The sequence below is a fragment of the Terrimonas ferruginea DSM 30193 genome (assembly GCF_000425585.1).
GTDB classification, from domain to species: domain Bacteria; phylum Bacteroidota; class Bacteroidia; order Chitinophagales; family Chitinophagaceae; genus Terrimonas; species Terrimonas ferruginea.
In genome coordinates, this window is the sequence record NZ_KE384398.1 from 389961 (window position 1) to 413338 (window position 23378).

The window sequence follows — 23378 nt, forward strand, 5'->3', positions numbered from 1 at the left end:
CATTAGTAGGAATAACCATTAAACCTCTCCGTTATGAGAAAGACAGCCATGCTCAATGGCATCACCATGAAGGTGTTTGCCGGCACCACAGGCGTATTGCTTGCCTTCGATGTAACCGCCGCAAGAAGAAAAGGACTGTTAGGCTTCTCGCTCGAGCGACTGCCTCCACCCTATCCCGGCAATAAAAAACCAAAATGGGAATGGATATCCGGATTGATGCCATTCCCCGGCCAGGCACACGATGCCGGCGCATTGATATTGTCCGATGTAGCGCCGATACAAAAATTCCGTTGGAGTGATTACAAAGTATATGGTGATTCGGAATATGCATACCGTGTTCACGCCATGTATGGCACGCCCACCCAGCCGACACTTTTAAAAGGCCCGAAAATAACAGTCACTACTTCCAGCAGCGATGAAGATGGTGTTCACAATGTAACGTTCAACCGTGCTGCCGGTGCGAGTCAGGCATTCATACGAAACTTTCCCGAAGCCATAAAACTGATGGAAGAAAAAAGAAAACATGGTGGCTTCAAAGACCTGACGGTTGATGACCTGGAAAAAGTGGAACCGGGCGTGAAGCAGTGGCTGGCGCGTGATGTACTGAAACAAATCCTTCACGTGATCGCGTCTGCAAAAGATGGCAAGTGGGCGCTCGACATTGCCATCTATGAATATGAATGGCATGAAATCGTTGATGCGATTAATGCTGCAGCGAAACGCGGTGTGAAAGTGCGTATGTTATTTCATTCGAAAAAAGGGGATGCGCAGACTGCCGAGAACAAACACAATGCAAAACCACTGATCGATAAAAAACTCGCGAGAGAGCGGACTACCTCGGCCATTTTTCACGACAAGTTTATTGTATTGTCTAAAGTAACAGGTAGCGGTCTCAACATGAAAAGAAAGCCGGTGATGGTACTATGCGGATCTACCAACTTTACGCACAACGGATTATTCAGGCAGGCCAACGTGGTGCATGTAGTGCGGACAGAAAAAGGAAAAACGGTGAATCCAGTTGCAGAGAAATATGAAGCGCTATTTAATACGATCTGGAATGGTGAAGATAAGACACCCATCACGACGGGCGAAACCAGCAAATGGATAACGGCGAATAATGTGATGGATGCCAAAGCCAGTGTGTTCCCGGGATTCTCTCCACGCAAAGACAAAGCAGACCTTACCTATTTTATCAAACTCATCGATGCGGCAAAAACGGATGTGTTGTTCTCCACGGCATTTGTATTGCCAAAGGAAATAATTGACGCATTGACAGGCAAAGCCGGTGATCCGATCCTGCGATTGGGCATTCAGAATACCAATGCCAATAAGATCGCAGGATTTCACCGCGATAAAAGTGCGCAGTTTGCCGCCACGGCATTAGCAGATGATGGATTTGAAGCCTGGCTGAAAGAAGCAATGATCGCGGGTGCCGGCAATATTCTGATACACACGAAAGTGGTGGTAGTCGATTTTACAAGTGACGCACCGGTGATCATCAGCGGCTCGCATAATTTGTCGAATCCGGCATCACAGAAGAACGATGAAAATTACCTGGTAATCAAAGGCAATACGGATATTGCGGATAGCTATGGTGTAGAAGTGATGCGAATCTATGATCATTACCGTGCGCGCTGGGTAGCGGCAGAAATGGCCAAAAGAAACTCTCCGTTGTCGGGAACGTTACAACCAAACGATAAATGGACGGACAGGTATTTTAAGAAGGACAGTCTGCATTACAGGGACCGGTTAAGATTTGCGGGGAAGTGAGGAATACTAACTCAAAAGAATACGTCGGATATCCCGACGTATTCTTAAGCAACAGCTTCCTGTTTATTTCTTTCCATGAACAGGTCATAATAAACCTGTACACGCATAAAGTATTCGGCAGAAATACCTAATAGCTTTTCAAGTTTGAGCGCTGTAGCTGCACTTACATTCCGCTTTCCATGAAGCAGCTCACTGAAGTGGCTCGGTTTCATATTAAGTTGTTCCGCAAACACAGTCTTTCTCACACCTCTTGCTTCGAGTTCATCCAGCAGAATATCTCCAGGATGCAAGGCAATATCTGTATGAATTTCTTTGCCTCTTGAGTTGAGTACTTTATAATTATTCATTGTGAAATAAAGCCGGTAGAAAACAATGCTGATCTTCCACTTTTTACCGGAACGATTTAAAAAAGTAAATAATTATTGATAGTGATTAGTCAGATCATGTATTAAAACAACATCGTTAACAGCCAGGTTACCATCTGTATCTAACGATAAAATCAAACGATAGCTATAGTCAACCCTAACAGAATAGTACCCTTTATAATTACCTTTAAGTGCTTCAAAATTCAAGCCTCGTTGACTTTTTAATTCCCTGAGATTGTCAGCATATTTCAATTTCAGGATAGTCTTTTTGAACTTAACGACGACCTCGCTACTGTACTTCGGCTTTCCTGGTACAGCCTTACCTTGAAAAAGTTTTTCGAGGTAAGGGTTCTCAAAATGTACAACCATTGAAAAGAACTAATTTAAATGTGATTCTTATTTAGTTTGCCTAACACATTATTTACCAAAAATAGGGAAACCAAGCAAATTTACCAAAAAAAGGGAAATCATTCTTGCTCAGTCATGTTCAGCGCAGGCCAATAACCGTAGAATCGCTACAATTATTTAAAACACCACATAAATGACGTTTAGATTATCGAAATAATACGATAATATTCGTACATTGTATCACCTTCGTCTTTTGAACGAAAAAATTTACGAATGAACAGGAAAATAATGCTAAAGAAATTTGTCTGCGGAATAGCGGTGGTTGCCCTGACAAATTGTTGCATAGGCCAGCGAAGTGACAACCCCATGAAGTCACGGCTCGATTCCACAGTGGACAAGTTGGTGAAGATTTATATGAAAAACGGGCAGCGTGTTGGCGTGTCGATCGGCGTTGGTTGTGACGGAAAATCTTACACTTATAATTATGGCGAAACGGGCCCCGGATCAGGTCAGTTGCCAACAGCAAAATCTATCTACGAGATCGGTTCAATAACAAAAACTTTTACAGGACTACTTGCGGCCCATGCCCTCATCGAAGGAAGACTTACGCTGAACGATGATATCCGCAAATATCTTCCCGGGAGTTTTTCCGGCCTGCAGTATCTATCAGGTGAACCAGTCAGAATTGGCTATTTACTGGCGCATACGTCGCAACTCCCCAACAGCTTTTCCGATAACATCGAAGAACGAACTTTTTATGACGCATTGCAAAACGTGAAGCTGGATTCATTGAAAGGTATCCGGTACAGTTACTCCAATGTCGGGTATCAACTGCTTGGGCTTATACTGGAAAAAATTTACCAAACCAGTTATGCCAATCTGGTTCGCCGGTATATCACAGGACCGCTTAAGATGTATGAAACGGGATTGCGCTTTGAGGAGCAAGAATTAAAATTTCAACTGAAAGGTTATGGTGTGGATGGTAAAGAGGAAAAGGCAACGCCGGTTTCCGTACCAGGAGCTGGCAGCCTCCGGTCAAGTGTAGCAGACCTGCTAAAATACCTGCACTATCAGAATCTGGAAAATGCCGCCCCGGTAAGATTATCACATCGCATCATCGTGGGGGACGTAGATCAGGGAGCCCATGCATTTCAATGGGAAGTAGGCAAAAACTGGAGTTGGGATCAGTACCTGAGAATTGACGGAGGCACTCCGGGCTTCCGGAGTTTTTGCGTAATGTATCCGCTCAAAAAAATTGAAGTGGTGATATTATCCAATCAGAAAGACGACACCGCAGGACCGGGACTTTACAAAATCGCAACCGGCATTTATGGCGTATTGAAAAATAAATGATTACTTGGTAAAATGTGCAGGGAGGGGATTTTTCCTGTATTTCGTGTCTCGTGTTTCGTACTGGCATGTTGTAGCATAGCTTAGAGGTATTAGAAAAACATTTCTATTAACCTTAAATTTTATCTTATGTCACAGGAAGTGACCTGCATCAACAAGAATAACAGAGCCAGTGCCTACGAACGGATCACACATATCGGCTGGCGCGGTAAGAAAATCACTGTACAACAAGCTATTGAGGATATCAACAAAACCAGAGATAGTTATTATGTACAACAAGGCACACACAAAGTCTACCTGATCGTTGCCAAAAGAAATGGCGTGGAGTATGTGAAAACAGAAAACGACGGCGACACACCGGACAATCTATTAAGCCTGCCTGAATGTCCATGATTTTGGTTCCGGAACCTTGAAAGTTCAGGGCTGCATAGCCCTGAACTTTCAGGCTTTAAGCATTAAACTTTTTACGTTGTGACTGGATCCCGATATCCAGCAACCCCATGATTAGTTCCTGAAACTCGGGTTGAATATCCAAATCCCATTCATAATTATATCCCTCTTCATCGTCCTCCTCCTCCGCCGCCCATACATTCCTGCCACTACATTCCACGCGTAATTTAAAATGATCAAGCGTTACAGCTTTTATACTTTCAAATCGCTTTTGGGATACGGATGGCTCTTTGATTTGTACATAATTGCAATACTCATTGAAGCTTATGATCAACCAGTTTTTGTTATCGATATTGACGTCATCTTCCCGGACATACTCTACACGAATGGTTAAGTATTTTTTTTCGATTTTTATCAGTACCGAATTAAAATGACCTGTTGAGATCTGCCATTGCTCTTCATTGTATTTTTTGACAAAGTTGGCAATAAGGGATGCTGCCTTATTTTTAGAAAGATCTACCTCAAAATTCGTATCGATTTTTTGAACCTTCGCCTGAAAGCTCATGCTTTTATTGTCGATATGTAAATTTGAAAAAGGTACCAGCGAGGCGTCAATCAAAGGTGTTTCATTCAGCATAAAACGTCCGCCCTTTAGCGTCCTGAAATTCTCACCGGTTATGATATCTATGCGTGTCCATAACTTACCGGGATCTAACAAAAACACAACTTCGCCTGCGACGGATTTAACTGTTTCCATATTTTTTTGTGTTTGTGTTTATCTAAGCATCAATGACTCCCTAGACCTTTTTCCACTTCTATCAAAATAAATCAGTCAGCGGTAGGCCTATGGGCAATCGAAACCAAAAGTAACGGAAGCGGTATTATTCGAAAAACTTTCGCAACGCTCATGGAAATGGACGCACTATTTGCAAGAGAGGCTGTAGAGGGGCCCGACGGGGTTCAGGCATGAAAAAACCGGAAAAGCGACAAAAGTTTTGCGCCTTTCCGGTTCAGTAGCCTCGACAGGAATCGAACCTGTATCTGGAGCTTCGGAAACTCTTATACTATCCATTGTACTACGAGGCCGGTTCCGGAATTAACCGGGCCGCAAATATAGCCGCATTTTGGCTATTTGCCATCATTTTATCAGTTGCGAAGCGTTGGCGGCAAAGATCTTCACCGCTATCGCCAATAGTATTACACCAAAGAATTTACGCACCGCCGTCAGGCCACCCGAACCCAATAACCGTGCAATCGGCGACAGGGATTTTAACACCACATAGATGATGATCAGGTTGAGCACAATGGCGATCAGCAAGGTGGTGTTGCCATAGTTGGCCTTGAGCGACATGATCGTGGTAAGCGTACCCGATCCCGCAATCAGCGGAAAAGCAATCGGCACCACCGTGGCCGTTTTCACATCACCATCCCCTTTGAAAAATTCTATCCCCAACACCATCTCCAGCCCCAATATAAAGATCACAATCGATCCGCCTACGGCGAACGCTTCCACCGTCAGTCCCAATACCTGCAGAAAGGCCTGGCCCAGGTAAAGAAACAGGATCATTAACGCCCCGGATATAGTGGTGGCCCGGAATTCCCGCATTCCTCCCATCTTCTGCTTCAGACTGATCAGGATCGGCACCGATCCTATTATATCGATTACCGCAAATAGCGTAAAACTGACCGTCAGCAGTTCTCCAAAATTGAAATTCATCGAGGGGATTTTGGGCAAAGATAGCGAGGGAAGGTATTAAGTTTTAAGTTATAAGTTGTAAGTTAAATAGCCCATTCACTTATTCCCCTATCGATACAAAAAAGGCACGACCCGAAAGCCATGCCTAACTTAAAACTTAGTACTTATAACTTATTACTTCCTAATACCGGCTGATCTGTTCTTTCAACAGCTTGCGCGCAAAGTGAATGCGGCTCTTGATCGTACCCAGCGGTTCGTTCAGGTATTCCGCAATCTCCTGGTATTTGTATCCGTCAAAATACAACAGGAAAGGCACTTTAAAGATCTCCGGCAATTCGTCGATCGCCGTGCGGATTTCCTTTTCACGCAACACCGACTCCGCACCATTTGGTACCGAAGCCTGCTTCAGGTTGAGCAGAAAGTCTTCCGATGTATTGTCAAATACCGTTTTTCGCTTGGCCTTGCGACGGTAATCATTAATGAATATGTTGCGCATGATCGTAAATAACCATGCCTTGATATTCGTTCCTGCATTGTATTTTTCGTGATTGGCCAGCGCCTTATAAAGCGTTTCCTGGTATAAATCATTCGCGGCTTCCGCGTCTTTAGTGAGGTTTATCGCAAAAGGTTTAAGAAAATCCGCATTGTCCACCAGCATGTCATTGAATTCCGTATTCGCCATAACCGTCAATTTAGTTGACCAAATTTAGTGATTTTACCCGGTTCAGCATAATTAATGTTTAACCATTAAACTGTTTTAACGAGCTATTCACATTGTCACAAAAACCTAACCGCATTTCATTTGTGCCGGTTTTACAGCCTTGAATTGAGTAACCGGCCTGTTTCCTGCATTTTCTGCAGGGTGGACGCCAATACCGGGTTGTGCAGCGCGTCTAAATGGCGGGAATGGTGCAGATCAGTACCCACCAAACTGTAGAATTCGTGCTTCAGCAGGTATTCCGCCAGTTCGGTTACCGTGCGGCCATATCCACCGCTTAAAGAGAGTATGTTCAATTGAAAAAGGCAGCCCGCCTCCTTCAACTCGTCGTAGAATTCCTTGTTACGTACCAGGTAACTGTATCGCTCAGGATGCGCGATAACCGGCTGATATCCCTGCATTTGCATTTCGAACAACACCTCTTTTACTCCCATTGGTGGATGCACCATCGAAAATTCCACCAGCACCATATTGTCGCTGAGCGTGAGTAATGGTTCTTTGCGACTGAGCAGCCCCTCCACATGGTCGTCGATATAGTATTCGGCTGCCGCTTTCAGCTCCACACCGATATTTTCCTTTACCAATGCCTCCTGTACCGTATCCAATGCCCGCTGAATGGTGTCAGGGGTGTTCTTATACATGTCCCAGAGAATATGCGGAGTAGTGATCAGCTTGCGGTAGCCGAGCGCTTCCATACCCCGGATCAGTTGCAACGATGCTTCCAGGTCAGGCGCTCCATCATCAATGCCCGGCAGCAAATGCGAATGCATATCGGCTCCTAATACCGAATAGTCAAAGGCATTTGATTCTTTTTTGGGTGAACGGGAAAAGAGGCGGAACATAAAGTGGCGGATTTTACGTTGCTAAAGTTAACGCGATTCCGTTGATTGCAGTAGTAAACAAATTATTAAAACTTGCGCGGTGGCAGCGTCGGGAATACTTTATATACCAGTTTGCTTTCGGAGAAAATAATCTGCCAGGCAGTGAGAAACAGGATCATGAAGTCCGTATAGAACGATATGTTCGCCTGGTACCATTGCTCCAATTGTCCTTTGTAGCCAAATATTTTCCGGTAAGCTTCCTGGATATCACTGCTGTCGGAGATGATTTTTTCTTCGTCGCGGAAGATCACCGAACCAATACCGGTGATGCCCGGCAGCGTGTTATATACCACCTGCTGTACTTCTGCCGGATAATGATCAAAGCTTTTTTTCATCAGCGGACGCGCTCCTACCAGGCTCATGTCGCCACGCAGTACATTGAATAGCTGCGGCAATTCATTGAGCTTCGACATACGGAGAAACTTACCGATTTTGGTTACACGCGGATCATTGCGCAGCGTAATTTCTCCGGTACCGATCGAGGGACTGTTCTTCAGCATCGTGGCAAATTTCCAGATGGAGAATTCGCGGTTTTTATAACCTACTCTTTTTTGAAAATAAAAGATCTCCCCCTCACCGGTGAATTTCAACAACAACATAATCGGTATCAGCAACGGGGAAAGAATGATCAATCCGGTAAGGGCAAATAGAAAATCAAAAAAACGTTTGATAGCGAGGTACATATAACTAAGAAAAACGGCGGGCTTTCACCCGCCGTCATTATTTAATAAATTGAACGGATCTTTTCGGCTACAGCCTTTACTTCATCGTCCGTAATATTAGTTGAACAGGGAATGCTCAGACAACGCTGATAGATGTAATCAGATTTGTCGTCATGATGATAATACACATCATCTTTGAACATCCGCAGTTTATTCATCGGCACCCAGAAAGGACGTGATTGCATCTGGTTTTCATTGAGCACTTTCAATACATCGCGTTGTTTTTCTGTTTTGAATGTAAACAACCAGCAGTTCGGGTTCACCTCGCTTTTCACTTCCTGGAAACTGATGTCGCCTACGCCCTGCAGCTCGCTGCGGTAAAGCGCATCTACTTCTTTTTTCCTTTGAATGAAACCAGGCAGTTGCTCCATCTGCGCCACACCCATGGCAGCCAGCACATTCACCAACCGGAAATTATAACCGATCTCGTCATGAATGTATTCAAACGGATCGCTCTTTGCCTGCGTAGTAAGGTGTTTGGCTTTTTTCGCCAGCGCTTCATCATTGGTAACGATCACACCACCACCACCGGTAGTGATGATCTTGTTGCCGTTGAAACTGAATGTACCCATCAAACCAAAACCACCGGTATGTTTTCCCTTATAATAAGAACCCAGCGATTCTGTTGAGTCTTCTACCACTTTAATCTGGTATGTGTTGGCGATGTCCATCAACGTGTCCATATCACAGATGTTACCGAGTACGTGTACGGGCATGATCGCACGTATAACGCGACCTGTTTTGTTGTACACACGCTCGCCGCCTTTCTGGCTGGTTTCTTTTTCGAGGAATTCGCGCAACAGCTCCAGGTCCATCTGCCAGGTACCTGGATCCACATCCATCAGGATCGGATCGGCGCCGGTGTATTTGATGGAGTTAACGGAAGCAATAAAGGTTACATTGGGAACAATCACGTAGTCGTTGTCCTGCACGCCGGCCAGTTGCAAGGCGATGTGCAGTGCCGATGTACCGTTGCTTGTTGCTACGCCGTAACGGCAGCCTGCAAATTCGGCTACCATGTTTTCAAATTGCGTCACATAAGAACCAACGGAGGAAACCCATCCCGTATCGAGACAGTCTTTTACATATTTCCATTCGTTGCCGGCAATATTGGGACCTGATAATAATAACATCAGTGTGGTGCTTTGATAATGATTAAGAATGGATAGCCGATCAGATGTTGCGGAACTTGGCAGAATGCGCGTCCGTGATCATGCCGGAGTCCATGAGTTTGATGATCTCGCGGATACCATCGGGGACTTTTTTGGTAATGGTAAAGCCGAGTTCATCGCGGATCTTATCGCAGTTAACGCGGTAGTCGCGCGGATCTTCGGTGCGTTCTACATAGATCGCTTTTGCGGTCGGGATTTGCTTTTGGATTTCTTCCATCAGCATACGCTTGCTGTAGTTCTCGGTTGTATCACCTACGTTGTATACGTTGGCTTTTACTTTTTCCGCAGGTGCTTCGAGTGCCAGCACTACTGCGCGTGCCAGGTCGTCTACGTGGCAATAAGGACGGCTGAACTGCGGGCCCCAGATTTCCTGTTCGCCGGTAAGGCAAACGTTGCGGGTAAATTCATTCACCGTAAGGTCGAAACGGATACGGGGGGAGAAACCATATACGGTAGAGAAACGCAAAGCGGTGGCACAGATGCGCGCGTCTTTGCGCTCATTGAGCAGGTAGTTTTCAAATTTCACTTTCAGTTCGGCATACAGCGATACGGGGCGCAGTTCTGATTGCTCGTCAACATAGGAATCAGGATCGGCCATTTTGCCGTAATTGCTGCAGGTAGACGCAAACACAAACCGGTTTACACCGGCTTTTTCTGCCTTTTCAAACAAAGCAACGGAACCGCTCCAGTTTACTTCATTTGCTTCATCGGAAAATTTGGAGCAGGCGGGGTCGCCTACGATGGCGGCGAGGTGTGCGATGCCGTCGATACCTTCAATAGCTTTATCGATATCCTCCTCATTGCGGATATCACCTTTTACAAACTCGAAGTTGGGGTGTTGTGATACATCATACAATGCATCGCCGCCAAACTTGAGCGAGTCCATTACGCGTACATTATATCCTTTATCTAACAAAATCCTAACGAGAACAGAACCGATGTATCCGGCTCCACCTGTAACGAGAACTTTTTTCATATTTTTTATTTGCCGTTTATGTTGTTATTGTGAATAGTAAATGGTCAATCGTGAATCGTCAATAAAACAGCCAAAGATGGTTACCAATTACTTAATACCTAATACTTATTACCTCACACTTAAAACTTATTACTTACAACTTATTACTTACTACTTATTACTTATCACTTTCTGCGGATTGCCCACCACAACCACTCCATCCTCCACATCCTTCACCACCACACAACCCGCACCAACAATCACATTGCTGCCGATCGTTATGCCCTGCCGGATCACCGCATTGGCACCGATAAAAGTATTTTCTCCCACCGTTACATTTCCGCTCAGCACCGCACCCGGACCGATATGCGCATACGCGCCGATCCGGCATTCATGGTCGATACTACAGGAGGTATTGCAGATCACCCCTTCACCAATTGCCACCAATGGATTCAGGGTGGCATTGGCGGCTATCAGTATGCCGGTGCCCAGCAGCACAGTGGGGCTGATAACGGCAGAGGGATGAATGACCGATGTGGCAGACCGGCCGGTCATTTGGGCAAGCGTTAAACTGATGCGCTTCCGCAACTGGTTATCGCCGATGGCTACAAAATAATCAGCCGATTCCAATACAGTCTTTGCCTCTTCCCCTGATTCAGGTCCGAGGTAAGCCAGACCAAACGGATTCTTTTCTTTCTCCTCCCTGTCAAAATAACCCGCTATCTTCCCTCCCGCACGAAGCACGGCATCCGCCACCACATAACCGTGGCCGGAATAACCAATGAGCGCGACAGGTTTGTCTGGCGTTATTTGCATATGATTTTATCCGCGTAAGTCCGGCAGATCAGGTAAGAAAGCTTGTGCATGTCTGCGGCATCCCGCCGCGCAAAGATAATACCATTAACGATTTTATCCCTTGCTACCTTTTGATATCCGGCCGGCAAGTTCGGCATATTTGCTTTTCAGCGCCTCCTGCACCACCTGCTGATCGTAGTCGGCAGTCACCTTGTTGCGCAGGTTTTGTGCGTATTCCTTCATTTCCCCGGGATGCTCCAGTGCCCATTGCACTTTTTCCAGCAGCTCTTTTTCGTCCCGCGGGCGGAACAGTATGCCTGTTTCATGGTCCGTAACGATATCGGAGTTGCCATTGATATCGGAACATACTACCGGGCATTCCATCGAACCGGCCTGCAGCAGCACATTCGGTAACCCTTCCCGGTAAGAGGGATGAATCAGCATATCCGCAATAGCCATATAATAACGCACTTCATCCGTCCAGTCGATATGGATGATGCGCGGATCGGTTTTTAATATTTCCAGCACATCAGGCTGTACGGGATCCGACATTTCAACCGGCCCGAGCACAATGAGCCGGATGTTTTCGCCCAGTTGGCTGAAAGCCCGCAGCAGTTCGCTGATACCTTTGTCTTTCACCACACGGCCTACAAACAACAGGTAGCGGTTAGCGGGATCGTACCCCACCGACCCGCGGATATCGGCAAGTTTGCCTTGGTCGAGTGTTTCTTTATTGTAAAAAAAAGTGTCCACCCCGTTCACCGATCCTTTGCCGATCAATTGAACGGGCCTTGCCGTAATGTTGTATTCTTTGATCGTTTTGATCACGCCATTGCTTTCCGGACATATATCGGTGGCAAAGCGGCAGGTCAGCTTTTCGAGGGCGATCACGATCTTCCTTTTCATTCCGCTTAGTCCAACGAACCGGTATCCTGTTGGCGTCAGCAACCGCACCGGCACGCGGGCGAAATATCCGGCGATCATGGCAAGCAGGCTTCCTTTCGGTGTACTGGCATGAATGATCAGCGGCTTTTCGCGGCGGAATACACGCCACAAACGGAACAAGGCCGCTATGTCTTGGAAGGGTGCGATCTCTCTTTCCATCGGCACACCGATCGTCCTTACTCCTTCCCGTTGCCCTACAATGTCCAGTTCTTTATCCGGTGCGGACAGCGCCACGATATCATAATAAGCGGAAAGATATTTTAATTGCCCCTTTAAAATGATATGCTGAAAAAGACCGGCGGTCGATACACGGATGATCTTTACGGATTGCAGGCTATCGGGGAGCGGTTGGGATGTGTTATTCATAAATTAAAACAAACGCCTTCCGAAAACAACAGAGGGCGAAAATTTTCCGGATTGATCCATTACAATAAAAACCATCATCAGGAAAAACGGCAGACAGGGAATTTTATAGCGCGCCAGGGAACCGAAATTGGCGGTGGTAACCCCCACGATACCGGCAAACACAAATGCAAATACAAAACAGAAAACCAGTACGGGAGAGGAAAAAACCGTTTTGAAAAAACGCCTGAACCCTATTTTACGGAATGCCATATAGATCAGGCAGAGAAAAGCGAACGCCTCCAGCGCACTGATCAGCATGAGCGGATTACGCACTTCAAAAAGAAATGGCCGGAAGAACGTAGTGATCACGCCCAGTGGAAATAAAAGAAGCAAACTGGCAAAAGAATCGCCAATCGGCCCTACCGAATAACCCGATCCCGTGGATTCTTCGAGTTTGCTGTATTCATCCTGCAAACCCTGCGCAGTTTCCACAATCCGTTCGGTTGAATATTGCGAAGCCAGTTCTGTCTGCGTCAGTTTACCCAACAACAATACTCCGCCTACCAATGCGCCGGCGAAAAGGAATAAGGTAGCCAGGCGGCGTACCCCGCTGTCGGCAATGCGCTTGCGGAATCCCAGGAACATCCAAAGGATAAACGCCGGTAACAGGCAAAGCAGGATATAGGGTTTGATATAAAGCAACAGCGTACAACACGCCAGTAATATGATGAGGGAAACGAATACTTTACGTTTGGTAAAGAATATCTGGTAGGCGGCGTAAAGTGCAAAGCCCAACGATCCCATACAGATCGAATCTTTCAGCAAGGAGCCGCCCCAAAACAATATGGACGGGAGGAAAAGAATGGAAAGCGCAAATTTCCACTGCAACCGCGGAAACATTTCGCAAAACATTTTATAAATGCGCCAGCAGCCTGCAAAAGAAAACAAAGAGAGGCAGAAACTGATACATACATAACTATTGCCAAACAGCAGGGAGAAGGGAAGCGCAAACTTACATACGGCAAACGTGCCCGCATTTTCCATATAATAATGCGTAACCGAATGCCCGTCGTACATGAAGTAGGTGTAGATAGGATTGGACGGCTCCATTTTCTCTACCAGAAAAATATCTGCCAGGTGGCTCCAGTCGTCCGACACGGCATGATACATGTCGGTAACACCGCGATAATACATGAGCGTATCGCCCGCACCATAATAGTACTGAACGATCACTGCATAGAAGAATACGAATACAAGCCGCCATACGAGCGCCGGTATAAAATACCGCTGCATCTGGAGGCCGTTGTACTTCCTGCGCTTGATGTACATAAAAATAAACATCAGCAACAGGCAAAGCGGAACCAGATAAAAATCCGAATCCCTGAATAATCTTGTGTCAGTTATTTCATTCATGGCCGGCTTTTATTACCTGCTGATAAAAATCGAGATATTTCCGGGTCATCCCTTCCATATTGAACTGCTCATGAAGTGCTTTTCTTCCCCCCATGACAATACGTTCACGCAACGAAGGGTCTGCCAGTAAACGCAGGGTTTGTTGTGCCAGATCTTCCGCCGAATAAGGTGTTGCGAGCAAGCCATTTACCTCATGTTGCACAATTTCATTTCCTGCGGCCAGGTCAAAAGCCACAACCGGTACGCCTGCCGCAAATCCGTCCAGGAATACCAGTCCAAAAGCTTCCCACAACGAAGGCATCCAGATCACCGAAGCCTTTTGCAGTTCTGCCAGCAGGTTATGCTGGTATCCCTCAAATATAATATGCTCCTGCAAACCGGCTTCTTTCACTTTTTGCTTCAGCTCTTCTTCCCTTACGCCCATGCCGTAAAAATGCAAGGTTGCCTCCGGATATTGCTTCCGTATTTTTCCAAATGCTTCAATAGCATAATCGTGTCCTTTCCGCCTGATCAACCGGCCGGGAAGTGCAATCCTTACCTGCGACGGAGGCAGCGGAACAGGCAGTATTTCTTTTTGTTCATAGCCATGATGAATGATTGCTTTCTTTTTTCCTTTCAATAAATTGACCTGTTGAAAAAAACGGCTGACGATATCTGAAATAAGAATGAATCCGTCCAGTTGCCGGTAAATCCATCTTGTTACCTGGTAATAAGGAGTCAGGTATATTTTGGGGGTAACGTTAAAACCGTATTTGTTTTCATACCGGTCTGTATAGCTGTGCATGGTGCTCACCACCGGCACATCGATACGGCGGCGGAATTTCAATACCGCCAGCCAGAAATCGGCTTGTTTGAGATGGCTGTGCAGGAGGTCGTACCTGCCGTCGGCGATTTTTTGCTGTAATGTTTTAAAAATTCCTTTTTCATACACTTTCGTGTAAGCATGTGTGGTAATCGCCACCCCCATCGATTTCAGTTCGCCGGCTATGCGCAGGGCCGCATCGCTGTTTGCCTGTTGATAAGCGATCCAGCATTCGGTTTGCGAATGCTGATTTAGTGCGGGAAGTAATTGCAGTAATAATTTCTCTGCACCACCATAACCGCCGATATTAATAACGTGTAATACTTTCATGGATTCGTTCATCAGCCTTGCAGCAAGGGCTGGTAATTCAGGAACAATCGTTCCAGTGAAAATTCTTTTTCTGCGTGAAGCCGTGCATTAAGCGACAACTTTTTGCGTAGTTCTTCGTGTTCCAGTATTTCTTTGATGTAATTGCAAAGAGCATTTGCATCGCCCGGTGTGTAAAGCAATGCATTTTCGCCATGCGTCACCATATTGTTCACACCCCATACATCACTCACCACCGAAGGCAGGCCGCAGGCCATTGCCTGCATGATGGAGTTGCTCATCGTTTCACCGTGCGTGGCATGCACGTATATGTCGAGCGACTGCATGAAATCGACCAGGTCTTTTTCAGGCAACATGCCACAGAAGTCCACATCGTCAGCAATGTTCAATGAGTTTGCCAGCTCTTTCAATTCCGTCATGGTTTCACCATCACCGGCAATTCTCAGTTTCAGATGATAGCCGGGCATTTCAGCTTTGAGTCGGGCAAATGCCTTGAGCAGCACGGGATGATCTTTGATGCGCTGCAAACGGCTTTGCATGCCAATGACCACCGTCTGATCGATATTGCGCGCTGGCACGGGTTTATAAATATCCGTATCCAGCCCATTGGGAATAATATTGGTACGCCGGAAGAGAAAAGGCAGTTTCAGTTTTTTTACAGCCCCTTCTTTCGCCTCTTCTGTAAGAAATACCAACCGGTTGGCAAACAAGCCGGCGAGCGCCAGGAACACCCATTCTTTTTTTGTTTTAAGATGATGGGCCTGCGTGTCGCGGACAACGATCCGTTTACCTCTTGAGAATAATTTATACGCGATCACAGGCAGGATGAGTGTGGGTCCGTGCAGGAAAACGGTATCGGGTTTATTCTTCTTCAGTAGTCCATATATACGCCGCAGGGTAGGCATGTCCAATCCGGGACTTTTTTTAAAGAACACATAGGGAATGTGCAGGCTTTCGCATTTGCGCACATAATCGGGTTGCACTTCTTCTATACCGCAGAATAATGCTTCGGTATGAAAGACCTGTTGCTTATCGCCTTTAACGATCGAAAAGAAAACATTTCCGTGGCCGCCGAGGCCACTATAAAGAATGTGCAGGATTTTTTGCTGGCTCATAAAGATCAGTCGGGCATAAAGAAATACCGTGGTTCGCGGCTGATCAGCGGCGGAACGCCAAGCAGGTGCAGGCGCCCCATCTGGTAGTGTACAGACCACCAGCCCGCATCGGCATCGGTTACGTTGAATTCAAGAAGATTTTCAGCTGTCGGAGATTCTTTCATTTTGTTTCCTGCATCGTAAATACGCATCCAGTCTGTTTTGTAGATATAAAATTTGCGCGTGCCTTTCGGTACATAGAAATAAAAATAATTATAAAATCCACCCTGGAGCGGTGAAGTAGCAGAAGCCACAATCGAATAAGTCAGCTTATGAGGAAAGTAAGCCGTTACACCGGCCGCGTCATTGTCCTCGATGACCACAATGTATTTGCTGCGTTGCAGTTTGCGGAAGTCCACCGTTACCTCGCCATCATTGGCGGTATAGTATGCTTCGGAAAGCGGTGCTTCGCCCGGCCTGAGGTTATTATTCCACGGATACACTTTTACAGTTAGCCGTCCGGATGGGTTCAGCCTTCCACCTTTCAGTTTCATCCATGCGGAGTCCGAACGCTTTGTATCGATCAGCATCATGATATTACCCTGGAAAGTCATTGAGGGACCAAACGGATGCACAACACCTGGTACCCCCATCGCTTTTACTTCCTGCGCCGACAAAAACGGGGCAGCATTATATAACCGGACATCTCCGGTACGTTTTAGCGTAGAAAGGTAACTGCGTGTGTATTGCTGCCAGTCTTTTTTGCTACGGGGAAAACTAACCGCCGCCTTGGTACGATAAGCCGAGCGCATTTCATTACCCCAGGTAGTGACCGGCATACCGGCTTCACCCGGCATAATATTGAGCGCCGCATAAGAAGCTACCACACCTTCTTCCATGATCTCTGCGAGATAGGCGAGCAATTCTGTTGTCTTCTGATTTCTTTGAGCAGCGGGTACCTCACTATATTCTTTCTGCAAGCGCACATAATGCAGGTACAGGCCGATTTGCTGCAGGCGTTGTAATTCCGCTGCATCGTTGCACTCGTTCATGGCTGCTTGCAGGGTGGAGAACCAGTTGTATAATTCATTTTCGGTGATCAGTGGGTTACCATTCCACGATTCGAAGAGCGGGCGTATGCGCGACTGGGTTTGCGGAAAACAATCGCGATAAAATTTAGTCAATACTGCAGCAGTATCCGTTCCGGTATCCCAGGCAAGCGCTGCCGTAAGAAAATGTCCGATGCCCTTGGGGATCCAGGCATAAGTTGTTTCTGCCTGGTAAGACGACACACCGGCCTTACTGAGCTTTTTCATCCACGATACCACAGTGGGATAACTCGCGGCCATGCCGGCACCCGGCAGATCGCGGTTGCTTTCAAACACACTGTAGTACATGTAAATGCCCAGCGACTTCGTTTTCGTTTTCCAACGGCTGATCAATTCGTCCGTAGAATATTTCGATGTATTGAAGCCATTCGTCAGCGTAACAAAAATATTGTCTTCAAGATTATAACGCGGTATGTCGATATGATCGTTGTAGGCGAGTATCCCAATCTTTTTACCCGGATGTGTGCGGCGGAGTTTCTTTGCTACTTCGTTGGTAAAATAAAACACCTGGTCGCTGGCATTGCTGCCTACGCGGCGGGCGGCGGCGAGATCACTATAAGAAGGTCCGTCGAATGGTTCGAGTGAAAGCATGGGCACCGGTTTGCCGCGACGGTCAGCTGCATCAAATTGCGTGGCGAGCCAGCGCCAGGCAAGCTCGCTTACTGCGGGAAGGCCATAGTTCAATGTTGTGCCCCATTGCACATTGCCATTGACAAGCGGCTTGCTGAGATAATCGCGGTTAGCTTCAAATGCTGCGCGATTGTCTGCTACCAATCCATAATAGGCATGTACATTATAGGTCTGAAGACTGCCGCCCATTCCATTGGTGCGTTCCCAGAAATAATATTGTTCGGCCAGCCTGTCGGAGCCATAGCCCCATCCCGGTGTAATTTTTCTGTAGGCAAAATCCGGTCGCGTCAGTAGTTCAAACGACTGGTATATTTTTTTACTGGTGGGTTTAATATGCCAGGCGGGGTTAGGAAAATAATAACGGAAGCCTAATTGCTGCAGATAGCGATACATGCCCTGGCGAAGTCCTTCCGCCGTATTGGCACATACATAAGCATAGGCATTGGTGGACTTTATATAAATACCTTCATCGCCATAAGAAGAAAGTTTGGAAGGATACTGTCTGAACTTATCGCGGTCGCGGGTAGTAAAATAAATGCCTTTGCCATTGAACCGGTTGATGCTGTCGGCAATCACGCGACCATAGAAATCGTTGAGAATACGTATAACTTCCCTTGCCGATGCCTTCTCTTCCGGGGAAGCCGAGGTTTCAAAATAAACACGCACGGTTTCCTGCGCGCGAACCACTCCGGTGGACAGCAGCAGTAAACTCAGTACAACAATAAGAAGCTTGTTATTTTTCATCATGGTTCCTTTGCAACCGTCAGTCCGGGCTGTCGCTTCTTGTTAAGCCAGCCGATGAGTGGTCGCTCAATCCACCGGTAAAACAATAAGCCTGCCACGCAGATGGCGATTATCAAAAGGATGGTTAAAACGTGGAGTAACGTTGCATCGGTAATGCCGGCAGACACCAGGATCCGCATGCCGGCGGCCAGCAGCGGGAGGTGGATAAGATAAAGAGAATAGGAGGCGTCGCCCAGGGCGAGCAGTAATCGTGAAGGACGGACCAGGCCACCTTCTGTCTCCAAACGGATAAGTGAAATAATTATTAAAGAAGAAGGCAGGCCAAATATAACCACCCGGTTGAGCGAACCGTGAAAGATCATGATATCTCTTACGGCCAGCCACCCTCCCGCTATAAACCCGGCGATACCGGCGACCAGCAGAATTTTGGCCAGGCGAACATTGAGTTTCTTCCACAGAAAAGCGACCGCAATGCCCAGCAGGAATTCGATGTTCATCGGAAAGAGCAGGATGGTCATCCAGGGACCTCTGTCGGTTTCACCGATCAGTACAAGTAACAGTCCGTAAAGAGCCAGTACCGCCGCAAATACGATCTTCCTTTTTACCAGGAAAAACCCGGCAAATAAGACATAAAAGAATAATTCACAGGTCAGGGTCCAGCTTACACCATTCACCATTTCGTGACCGGGCAGCAACAAAAGCGAGCCCAGCATTTTATCGAGGCGGAAAATATCATGATTACCGTAATGACTCCAGAATACCCAATGCAACGCCAGGAATACAAAAAACAAAACCCAGTAGGGCGGATAGATCCTGACGAACCGTCTCCGTAAATAACCGGGAAGATTGCGCGCGTCGGATGTCAGGTGAAAACAGGAATAGGTGATAATGAATCCGCTCAACACGAAAAATATATCTACTCCTGCTCCGCCAAAGGCAAAAACATCTCCCAGGAAAGTATTTCCGCTGACGAACTTGAAAGTAAATCCTGCATGCATAAGCACTACCAATAAGCTGGCAATGCCCCTTAACACCTGCAGGTATTGTAACGTATATCCTTTCGCGGGTTTTATTGCATCCATTTTTTATACCATAACTGGAACATCAGCAGTGTCCATAATAAAGTGAACCTGTAGTTATCGCCGCTGTAATATTCATGTAGCAGCTTCGCTACCTGCTTATGATCCAGCAGGCCATGTGCGGCCAGGCTTTTCTCCGATAAGTATTCATCAAAAAGCGGCCGCAGGTCTGAACGGAACCAATTAACCAACGGTATGGAAAAGCCCATTTTGGGGCGTTCCATTATTTCACGGGGCAGGTAGTCATGTACGATCTGGCGAAGCAGATATTTTGATACACCATTTCGGTATTTCATTTCATCCGGCAAAGTGGCAATCCATTCGATCAGTGAATGATCGAGTAAAGGCTCGCGGCCTTCCAGCGATATGTGCATCGTGGCACGGTCGACTTTCGTCAGGATGTCGCCGGGCAGATACGACAGGTAATCGAAGGCCAGCAACTGATCGAGACGGCCGGGCAATTTTCTTATTTCATTTTTGCGGAACAGTTCCACCGGCGATGCTGCTTGTGTGAACAAACCGGCCAGTGTATCCGGAGCGGCCGTCTGGTTGGCAAAATCGATCATGTCGGTCAGGTCGGTTTTGCCTTGCAGAAAATCAAGGTATTTGGCAAGGTTATCAGCCGATATATTTCCTGAAAAAATTTTATTCAGCACCGTTTTCGGCGTATTGCGCAGCACGGTGGCTGCGAGCGGTCTTAACGCTGCAGGTATCTTGTCTTTTTTCGCGGCAATGCCCAGCAGGGCCGCGTGCCGTTCATAACCCGCAAACAACTCGTCGCCTCCATCGGCAGATAAGGCCACCGTTACCTGTTTGCGCGCAAAACGGCTGACCAGCATGGTGGGTATGGCCGAGCTGTCGGCAAAAGGTTCATCATAACATTCCGGCAGTTCGGGAATAATGGCTTTTGCATCATCGAAAGAACAATATAATTCATGGTGATCCGTGCCAAGGTGCGCCGCAACTTTGGCAGCGTGCTGCGCTTCATTGTATTTGGCATCGGTAAAACCAATCGTAAAGGTTTTGATTTTTTCGGAGCGGCCGCTTTGCAATAATGCCGTTACCAGCGAGCTGTCGTATCCGCCACTCAGGAACATTCCAACAGGTACATCACTGACCATGCGGTACTCACAGGCTTTTATGAGCCGCTGCCGCAATGCTTCTTTTGCCTCCGCATCGCCGATCTTTTGTTTGGGCTGACCATAATAGTCCAGCACATCCCAGTAACGTTGTTGTGCAATATTGCCGCTCTTCAGGTCCACGCGCATACTGCAGCCGGGTTCCAGCTTCCAGGTATGTTTGAATATGGTATAAGGCGCGGGAACAAATGTATATTGAACATATAACCTGAACGCTTGCGGGTCGATCGCTTTTTCAAAACCGGGATAGGTGAAAAAAGCTTTCAGTTCGGATGCAAACAAAAAACATCCGTTGTGCTGATAATAGTATAAAGGTTTTACACCTGCGCGGTCGCGGCTGAGAAAAAGTTCTTGTTTTTCTTCATCGAAAATGGCGAAGGCAAACATGCCGGTGAATTTCTTCACGCATTCATCGCCCCATTGCTGGTAGGCATGCAGGATTACTTCCGTATCTGAACCGGAAATAAACACGTGTCCTTTAGCGCTCAGCTCTTCGCGAATCTCGCGGTAGTTATAAATTTCCCCGTTAAATATAATAGAGAGTCTGCGGTCCGGCGTAAACATCGGTTGCTTGCCGAGTGGCGAAAGATCGATGATGGAAAGTCTTCTGTGTCCAAGTCCCAACGTAGCGTTGTGCAGGGAAAAGACTTCCTGCCCCGAGGCATCAGGCCCGCGGTACGAAAGTGCATCCGTCATCTTCTTCAGTTCGGTGTCTCCCGCTTTCCCCGTATAATCAATGTATCCGGCTATTCCGCACATAAGGTCGCAAAATTAATGAGCAGGCAAATGATACCCGCTGATGGTTTCCCTGTAAATGTCAATCAATCTTTGTATGTAAGTACCTTTACGCGCCACATCGCCTGCGTATGCACGGGCTTTTTCTATCCGGCCCCGGTAGCGGCCTGGCGCAGTAAGATATTCTTTCAATATGCCTGCGGCTTCGGAAGGATCATCGAGACGGAAATATTCCGCATGTTCGCCCGCAATATCTTTCAATGCAGGAATATCCGATAAGAGCACAGGCAGGTTAGCGGCCATCGCCTCGATTACCGACAAGGGATATCCTTCAAACTTCGATGCCATGATGAAGAGATCGTATTTCCCCAGCACACTGCTGACATCGGTGGTCTGTCCCATCATCCGCACATTGAGTTGTTCCTTTTCAATGCGCTGATTGAATGCCGTGGCATCTCCGCCGCCGTAAATGTCGAGAGATACGGGCAGGCCCTTCAACCTGGCAAAAATATCCAGCAGGTACTGGTAGTTCTTTACTTCGCGGATGGTGCCCACTGCCACCACACGCAACTGTTCCGGAGCAGGGGTGACAGGTTTTATTTCAAAAAAACTGTCTTCAATAAAATTGGGAAGAACATACTTTTTTCCTTTGAACGAAATGGCCGAGGAAAAATCCTTTTCCAGCATGGGTGAAAGGAAAATCAGCGAGGCCTTGTCATCTCTGAACAAGGTTCTTTTTTCCACTGCCTTGAGAAATGGCCGTGTTTCACGGTCCTGTGTATACATGGTATGCAGCGTATGTATCTGCGGAATGTCTTTCGGTTTCACCATGTTTACATACGAGCCGGCCGGATTCAGGTGTGTATGAATGATATCCGGCTTTTCCTCTTTGATCAGTCTGCGCAATCGGCGAAGTAAAAAAAGCAGGTCGGCGCCACCGCTGTAGTGGAGGTCCACTTTTTTCACGCCCGGATCTATCTTATCCAGCAAGGGCGAACCTCCGATAAAATAAGCAAGCGTATTGTTCACTTGCGGAGACAGGCCATTACCCTGGAGTGTATTGCTGAGCAACACTTCAGCGCCTCCGACATTCAGTGAATTGATCACATGTAAAACTTTCATGCAGTATCAGCGGGCGAGTACGATCAGTGAAAATCCGCCCATTGTATTGGCCGCAAAATCTTTGTTCAGCGGGTAAAATATGCGCCGGAGGAAATTGCAGAACCTGTTAAAAAGGGTTAGTCCTTTATTGTTTACTTCCAATGCCGTTTTGGTATAAGCCCAGTCGATCACCTCCTGTCCGCTGTCGCGGATGGTGGCCAATGCGGTTTCTTTATTGAAATAATGCAGATGTCCGACAGACTTTCTCACATGTTTGAAATTATTGATGGCGATGGAAAACATGGAGATATCGAGCGGTATATGATAGATCTTGTATGTTGCTTTTTGCGAAGCGGTGCGGATGAATCCGAGGTAATCATCTACGTGTTCAAACACATCGATCATCAGCAGCAGATCAAAATGTTTGTCGGTGTTGAGCAGGTTTTCCTGGAAAAACTCCAGGCGGTCTTTTTTTCGTTGCTCCATCAGTTTGAACGCATCCGGCGCTATTTCGTATCCGGAGAAAGCAATGGATTGATCGGGAAGCCGCTGGTGTAGCTGGTTGAGTATCTCACCCGCACCACATCCGATCTCTACTACTGTTTTGGGTTGAAGATTGTTTTTCTCCATAATCTTGATGATCTGTGTGGCTTTCCATGGAGAATCTTCTACGTGCCATGTCGGGTTCTGGTGGAGGTATTCGCTGTCGGTTACAGCATAGTCGGTGGGTGTCATAAGAAAAAGGTAGTTTGG

At 46.8% G+C, this 23378-nt stretch carries 22 protein-coding genes and 1 tRNA gene; 3 read left to right on the forward strand and 20 right to left on the reverse strand.

Annotation, left to right across the window (positions count from 1 at the left end; all coding sequences use genetic code 11):
• Positions 1-33 precede the first annotated feature (33 nt).
• Positions 34-1770, forward strand: a complete 1737-nt coding sequence (locus tag H608_RS0113790; protein ID WP_028788192.1) for a phospholipase D-like domain-containing protein — start codon at positions 34-36, stop codon at positions 1768-1770.
• 44 nt (positions 1771-1814) lie between these two features.
• Here the strand turns inward: H608_RS0113790 and H608_RS22390 are convergent, their stop codons facing one another.
• Both H608_RS22390 and H608_RS24965 read right to left on the reverse strand, forming a co-directional pair.
• Positions 1815-2117 (reverse strand): HigA family addiction module antitoxin, encoded by a 303-nt coding sequence (locus H608_RS22390; protein WP_051268328.1) that lies wholly within the window; start codon positions 2115-2117, stop codon positions 1815-1817.
• Between the two features lie 72 nt (positions 2118-2189).
• On the reverse strand, positions 2190-2504 hold the full coding sequence (locus H608_RS24965) for a type II toxin-antitoxin system RelE/ParE family toxin (protein ID WP_038008445.1): 315 nt from the start codon (positions 2502-2504) through the stop codon (positions 2190-2192).
• 252 nt (positions 2505-2756) lie between these two features.
• On the opposite strand from H608_RS24965, the gene H608_RS22400 reads away from it, so the two are divergent.
• Together H608_RS22400 and H608_RS0113810 are read left to right on the forward strand one after the other, a co-directional pair.
• The gene (locus tag H608_RS22400; protein WP_081658900.1) at positions 2757-3836 is read left to right on the forward strand and encodes a serine hydrolase domain-containing protein; all 1080 of its coding nucleotides are present in this window, start codon (positions 2757-2759) and stop codon (positions 3834-3836) included.
• A gap of 126 nt (positions 3837-3962) precedes the next feature.
• On the forward strand, positions 3963-4226 hold the full coding sequence (locus tag H608_RS0113810; RefSeq protein WP_028788193.1) for a DUF3892 domain-containing protein: 264 nt from the start codon (positions 3963-3965) through the stop codon (positions 4224-4226).
• A 55-nt stretch (positions 4227-4281) separates the two neighbouring features.
• On the opposite strand, the gene H608_RS0113815 is transcribed toward H608_RS0113810, so the two are convergent.
• The 18 genes from H608_RS0113815 to H608_RS0113900 form a co-directional block, all read right to left on the reverse strand.
• The gene (locus H608_RS0113815) at positions 4282-4980 is read right to left on the reverse strand and encodes a DUF8184 family protein (protein WP_028788194.1); all 699 of its coding nucleotides are present in this window, start codon (positions 4978-4980) and stop codon (positions 4282-4284) included.
• A gap of 257 nt (positions 4981-5237) precedes the next feature.
• A tRNA-Arg gene (locus H608_RS0113820) sits at positions 5238-5309 on the reverse strand.
• 52 nt (positions 5310-5361) lie between these two features.
• Positions 5362-5940: a MarC family protein gene (locus H608_RS0113825; protein WP_028788195.1), complete on the reverse strand. Its 579-nt coding sequence runs from the start codon at positions 5938-5940 to the stop codon at positions 5362-5364.
• Between the two features lie 160 nt (positions 5941-6100).
• Positions 6101-6601, reverse strand: a complete 501-nt coding sequence (locus tag H608_RS0113830; protein WP_028788196.1) for an RNA polymerase sigma factor — start codon at positions 6599-6601, stop codon at positions 6101-6103.
• 131 nt (positions 6602-6732) lie between these two features.
• Positions 6733-7479 carry a tyrosine-protein phosphatase gene (locus H608_RS0113835; protein ID WP_028788197.1) on the reverse strand — a complete coding sequence of 249 codons (747 nt, stop codon included), beginning with the start codon at positions 7477-7479 and terminating at the stop codon, positions 6733-6735.
• Between the two features lie 65 nt (positions 7480-7544).
• On the reverse strand, positions 7545-8201 hold the full coding sequence (locus H608_RS0113840; protein WP_028788198.1) for a sugar transferase: 657 nt from the start codon (positions 8199-8201) through the stop codon (positions 7545-7547).
• A 41-nt stretch (positions 8202-8242) separates the two neighbouring features.
• Positions 8243-9373 (reverse strand): LegC family aminotransferase, encoded by a 1131-nt coding sequence (locus H608_RS0113845; protein ID WP_028788199.1) that lies wholly within the window; start codon positions 9371-9373, stop codon positions 8243-8245.
• Positions 9374-9413: 40 nt separating this feature from the next.
• Positions 9414-10388, reverse strand: a complete 975-nt coding sequence (locus tag H608_RS0113850; protein ID WP_038008448.1) for an NAD-dependent epimerase/dehydratase family protein — start codon at positions 10386-10388, stop codon at positions 9414-9416.
• Positions 10389-10538: 150 nt separating this feature from the next.
• Entirely contained in the window at positions 10539-11183 is a 645-nt protein-coding gene (locus H608_RS0113855) for an acetyltransferase (protein ID WP_038008450.1), read from the reverse strand.
• 93 nt (positions 11184-11276) lie between these two features.
• Positions 11277-12473, reverse strand: a complete 1197-nt coding sequence (locus tag H608_RS0113860) for a glycosyltransferase family 4 protein (protein ID WP_051268330.1) — start codon at positions 12471-12473, stop codon at positions 11277-11279.
• 3 nt (positions 12474-12476) lie between these two features.
• Positions 12477-13865 carry a hypothetical protein gene (locus H608_RS0113865; RefSeq protein ID WP_028788203.1) on the reverse strand — a complete coding sequence of 463 codons (1389 nt, stop codon included), beginning with the start codon at positions 13863-13865 and terminating at the stop codon, positions 12477-12479.
• Positions 13858-14997, reverse strand: coding sequence for a glycosyltransferase family 4 protein (locus H608_RS0113870; protein WP_162142884.1), 1140 nt, complete (start codon positions 14995-14997; stop codon positions 13858-13860). Before H608_RS0113870 ends, H608_RS0113865 begins: the two co-directional genes overlap by 8 nt.
• Positions 14998-15008: 11 nt before the next feature.
• Positions 15009-16109 carry a glycosyltransferase gene (locus H608_RS0113875; RefSeq protein WP_028788205.1) on the reverse strand — a complete coding sequence of 367 codons (1101 nt, stop codon included), beginning with the start codon at positions 16107-16109 and terminating at the stop codon, positions 15009-15011.
• Positions 16110-16114: 5 nt separating this feature from the next.
• Positions 16115-18571, reverse strand: a complete 2457-nt coding sequence (locus H608_RS0113880; protein WP_028788206.1) for a DUF4838 domain-containing protein — start codon at positions 18569-18571, stop codon at positions 16115-16117.
• Positions 18571-19653, reverse strand: a complete 1083-nt coding sequence (locus H608_RS23745; RefSeq protein WP_028788207.1) for an acyltransferase family protein — start codon at positions 19651-19653, stop codon at positions 18571-18573. Before H608_RS23745 ends, H608_RS0113880 begins: the two co-directional genes overlap by 1 nt.
• Positions 19641-21548 carry an asparagine synthase (glutamine-hydrolyzing) gene (gene asnB, locus H608_RS0113890; RefSeq protein ID WP_028788208.1) on the reverse strand — a complete coding sequence of 636 codons (1908 nt, stop codon included), beginning with the start codon at positions 21546-21548 and terminating at the stop codon, positions 19641-19643. The genes H608_RS23745 and asnB overlap by 13 nt, the downstream gene beginning before the upstream one ends.
• A gap of 12 nt (positions 21549-21560) precedes the next feature.
• Entirely contained in the window at positions 21561-22646 is a 1086-nt protein-coding gene (locus H608_RS0113895) for a glycosyltransferase (protein ID WP_028788209.1), read from the reverse strand.
• 6 nt (positions 22647-22652) lie between these two features.
• Positions 22653-23360, reverse strand: coding sequence for a class I SAM-dependent methyltransferase (locus tag H608_RS0113900; protein WP_028788210.1), 708 nt, complete (start codon positions 23358-23360; stop codon positions 22653-22655).
• Positions 23361-23378: the final 18 nt, after the last annotated feature.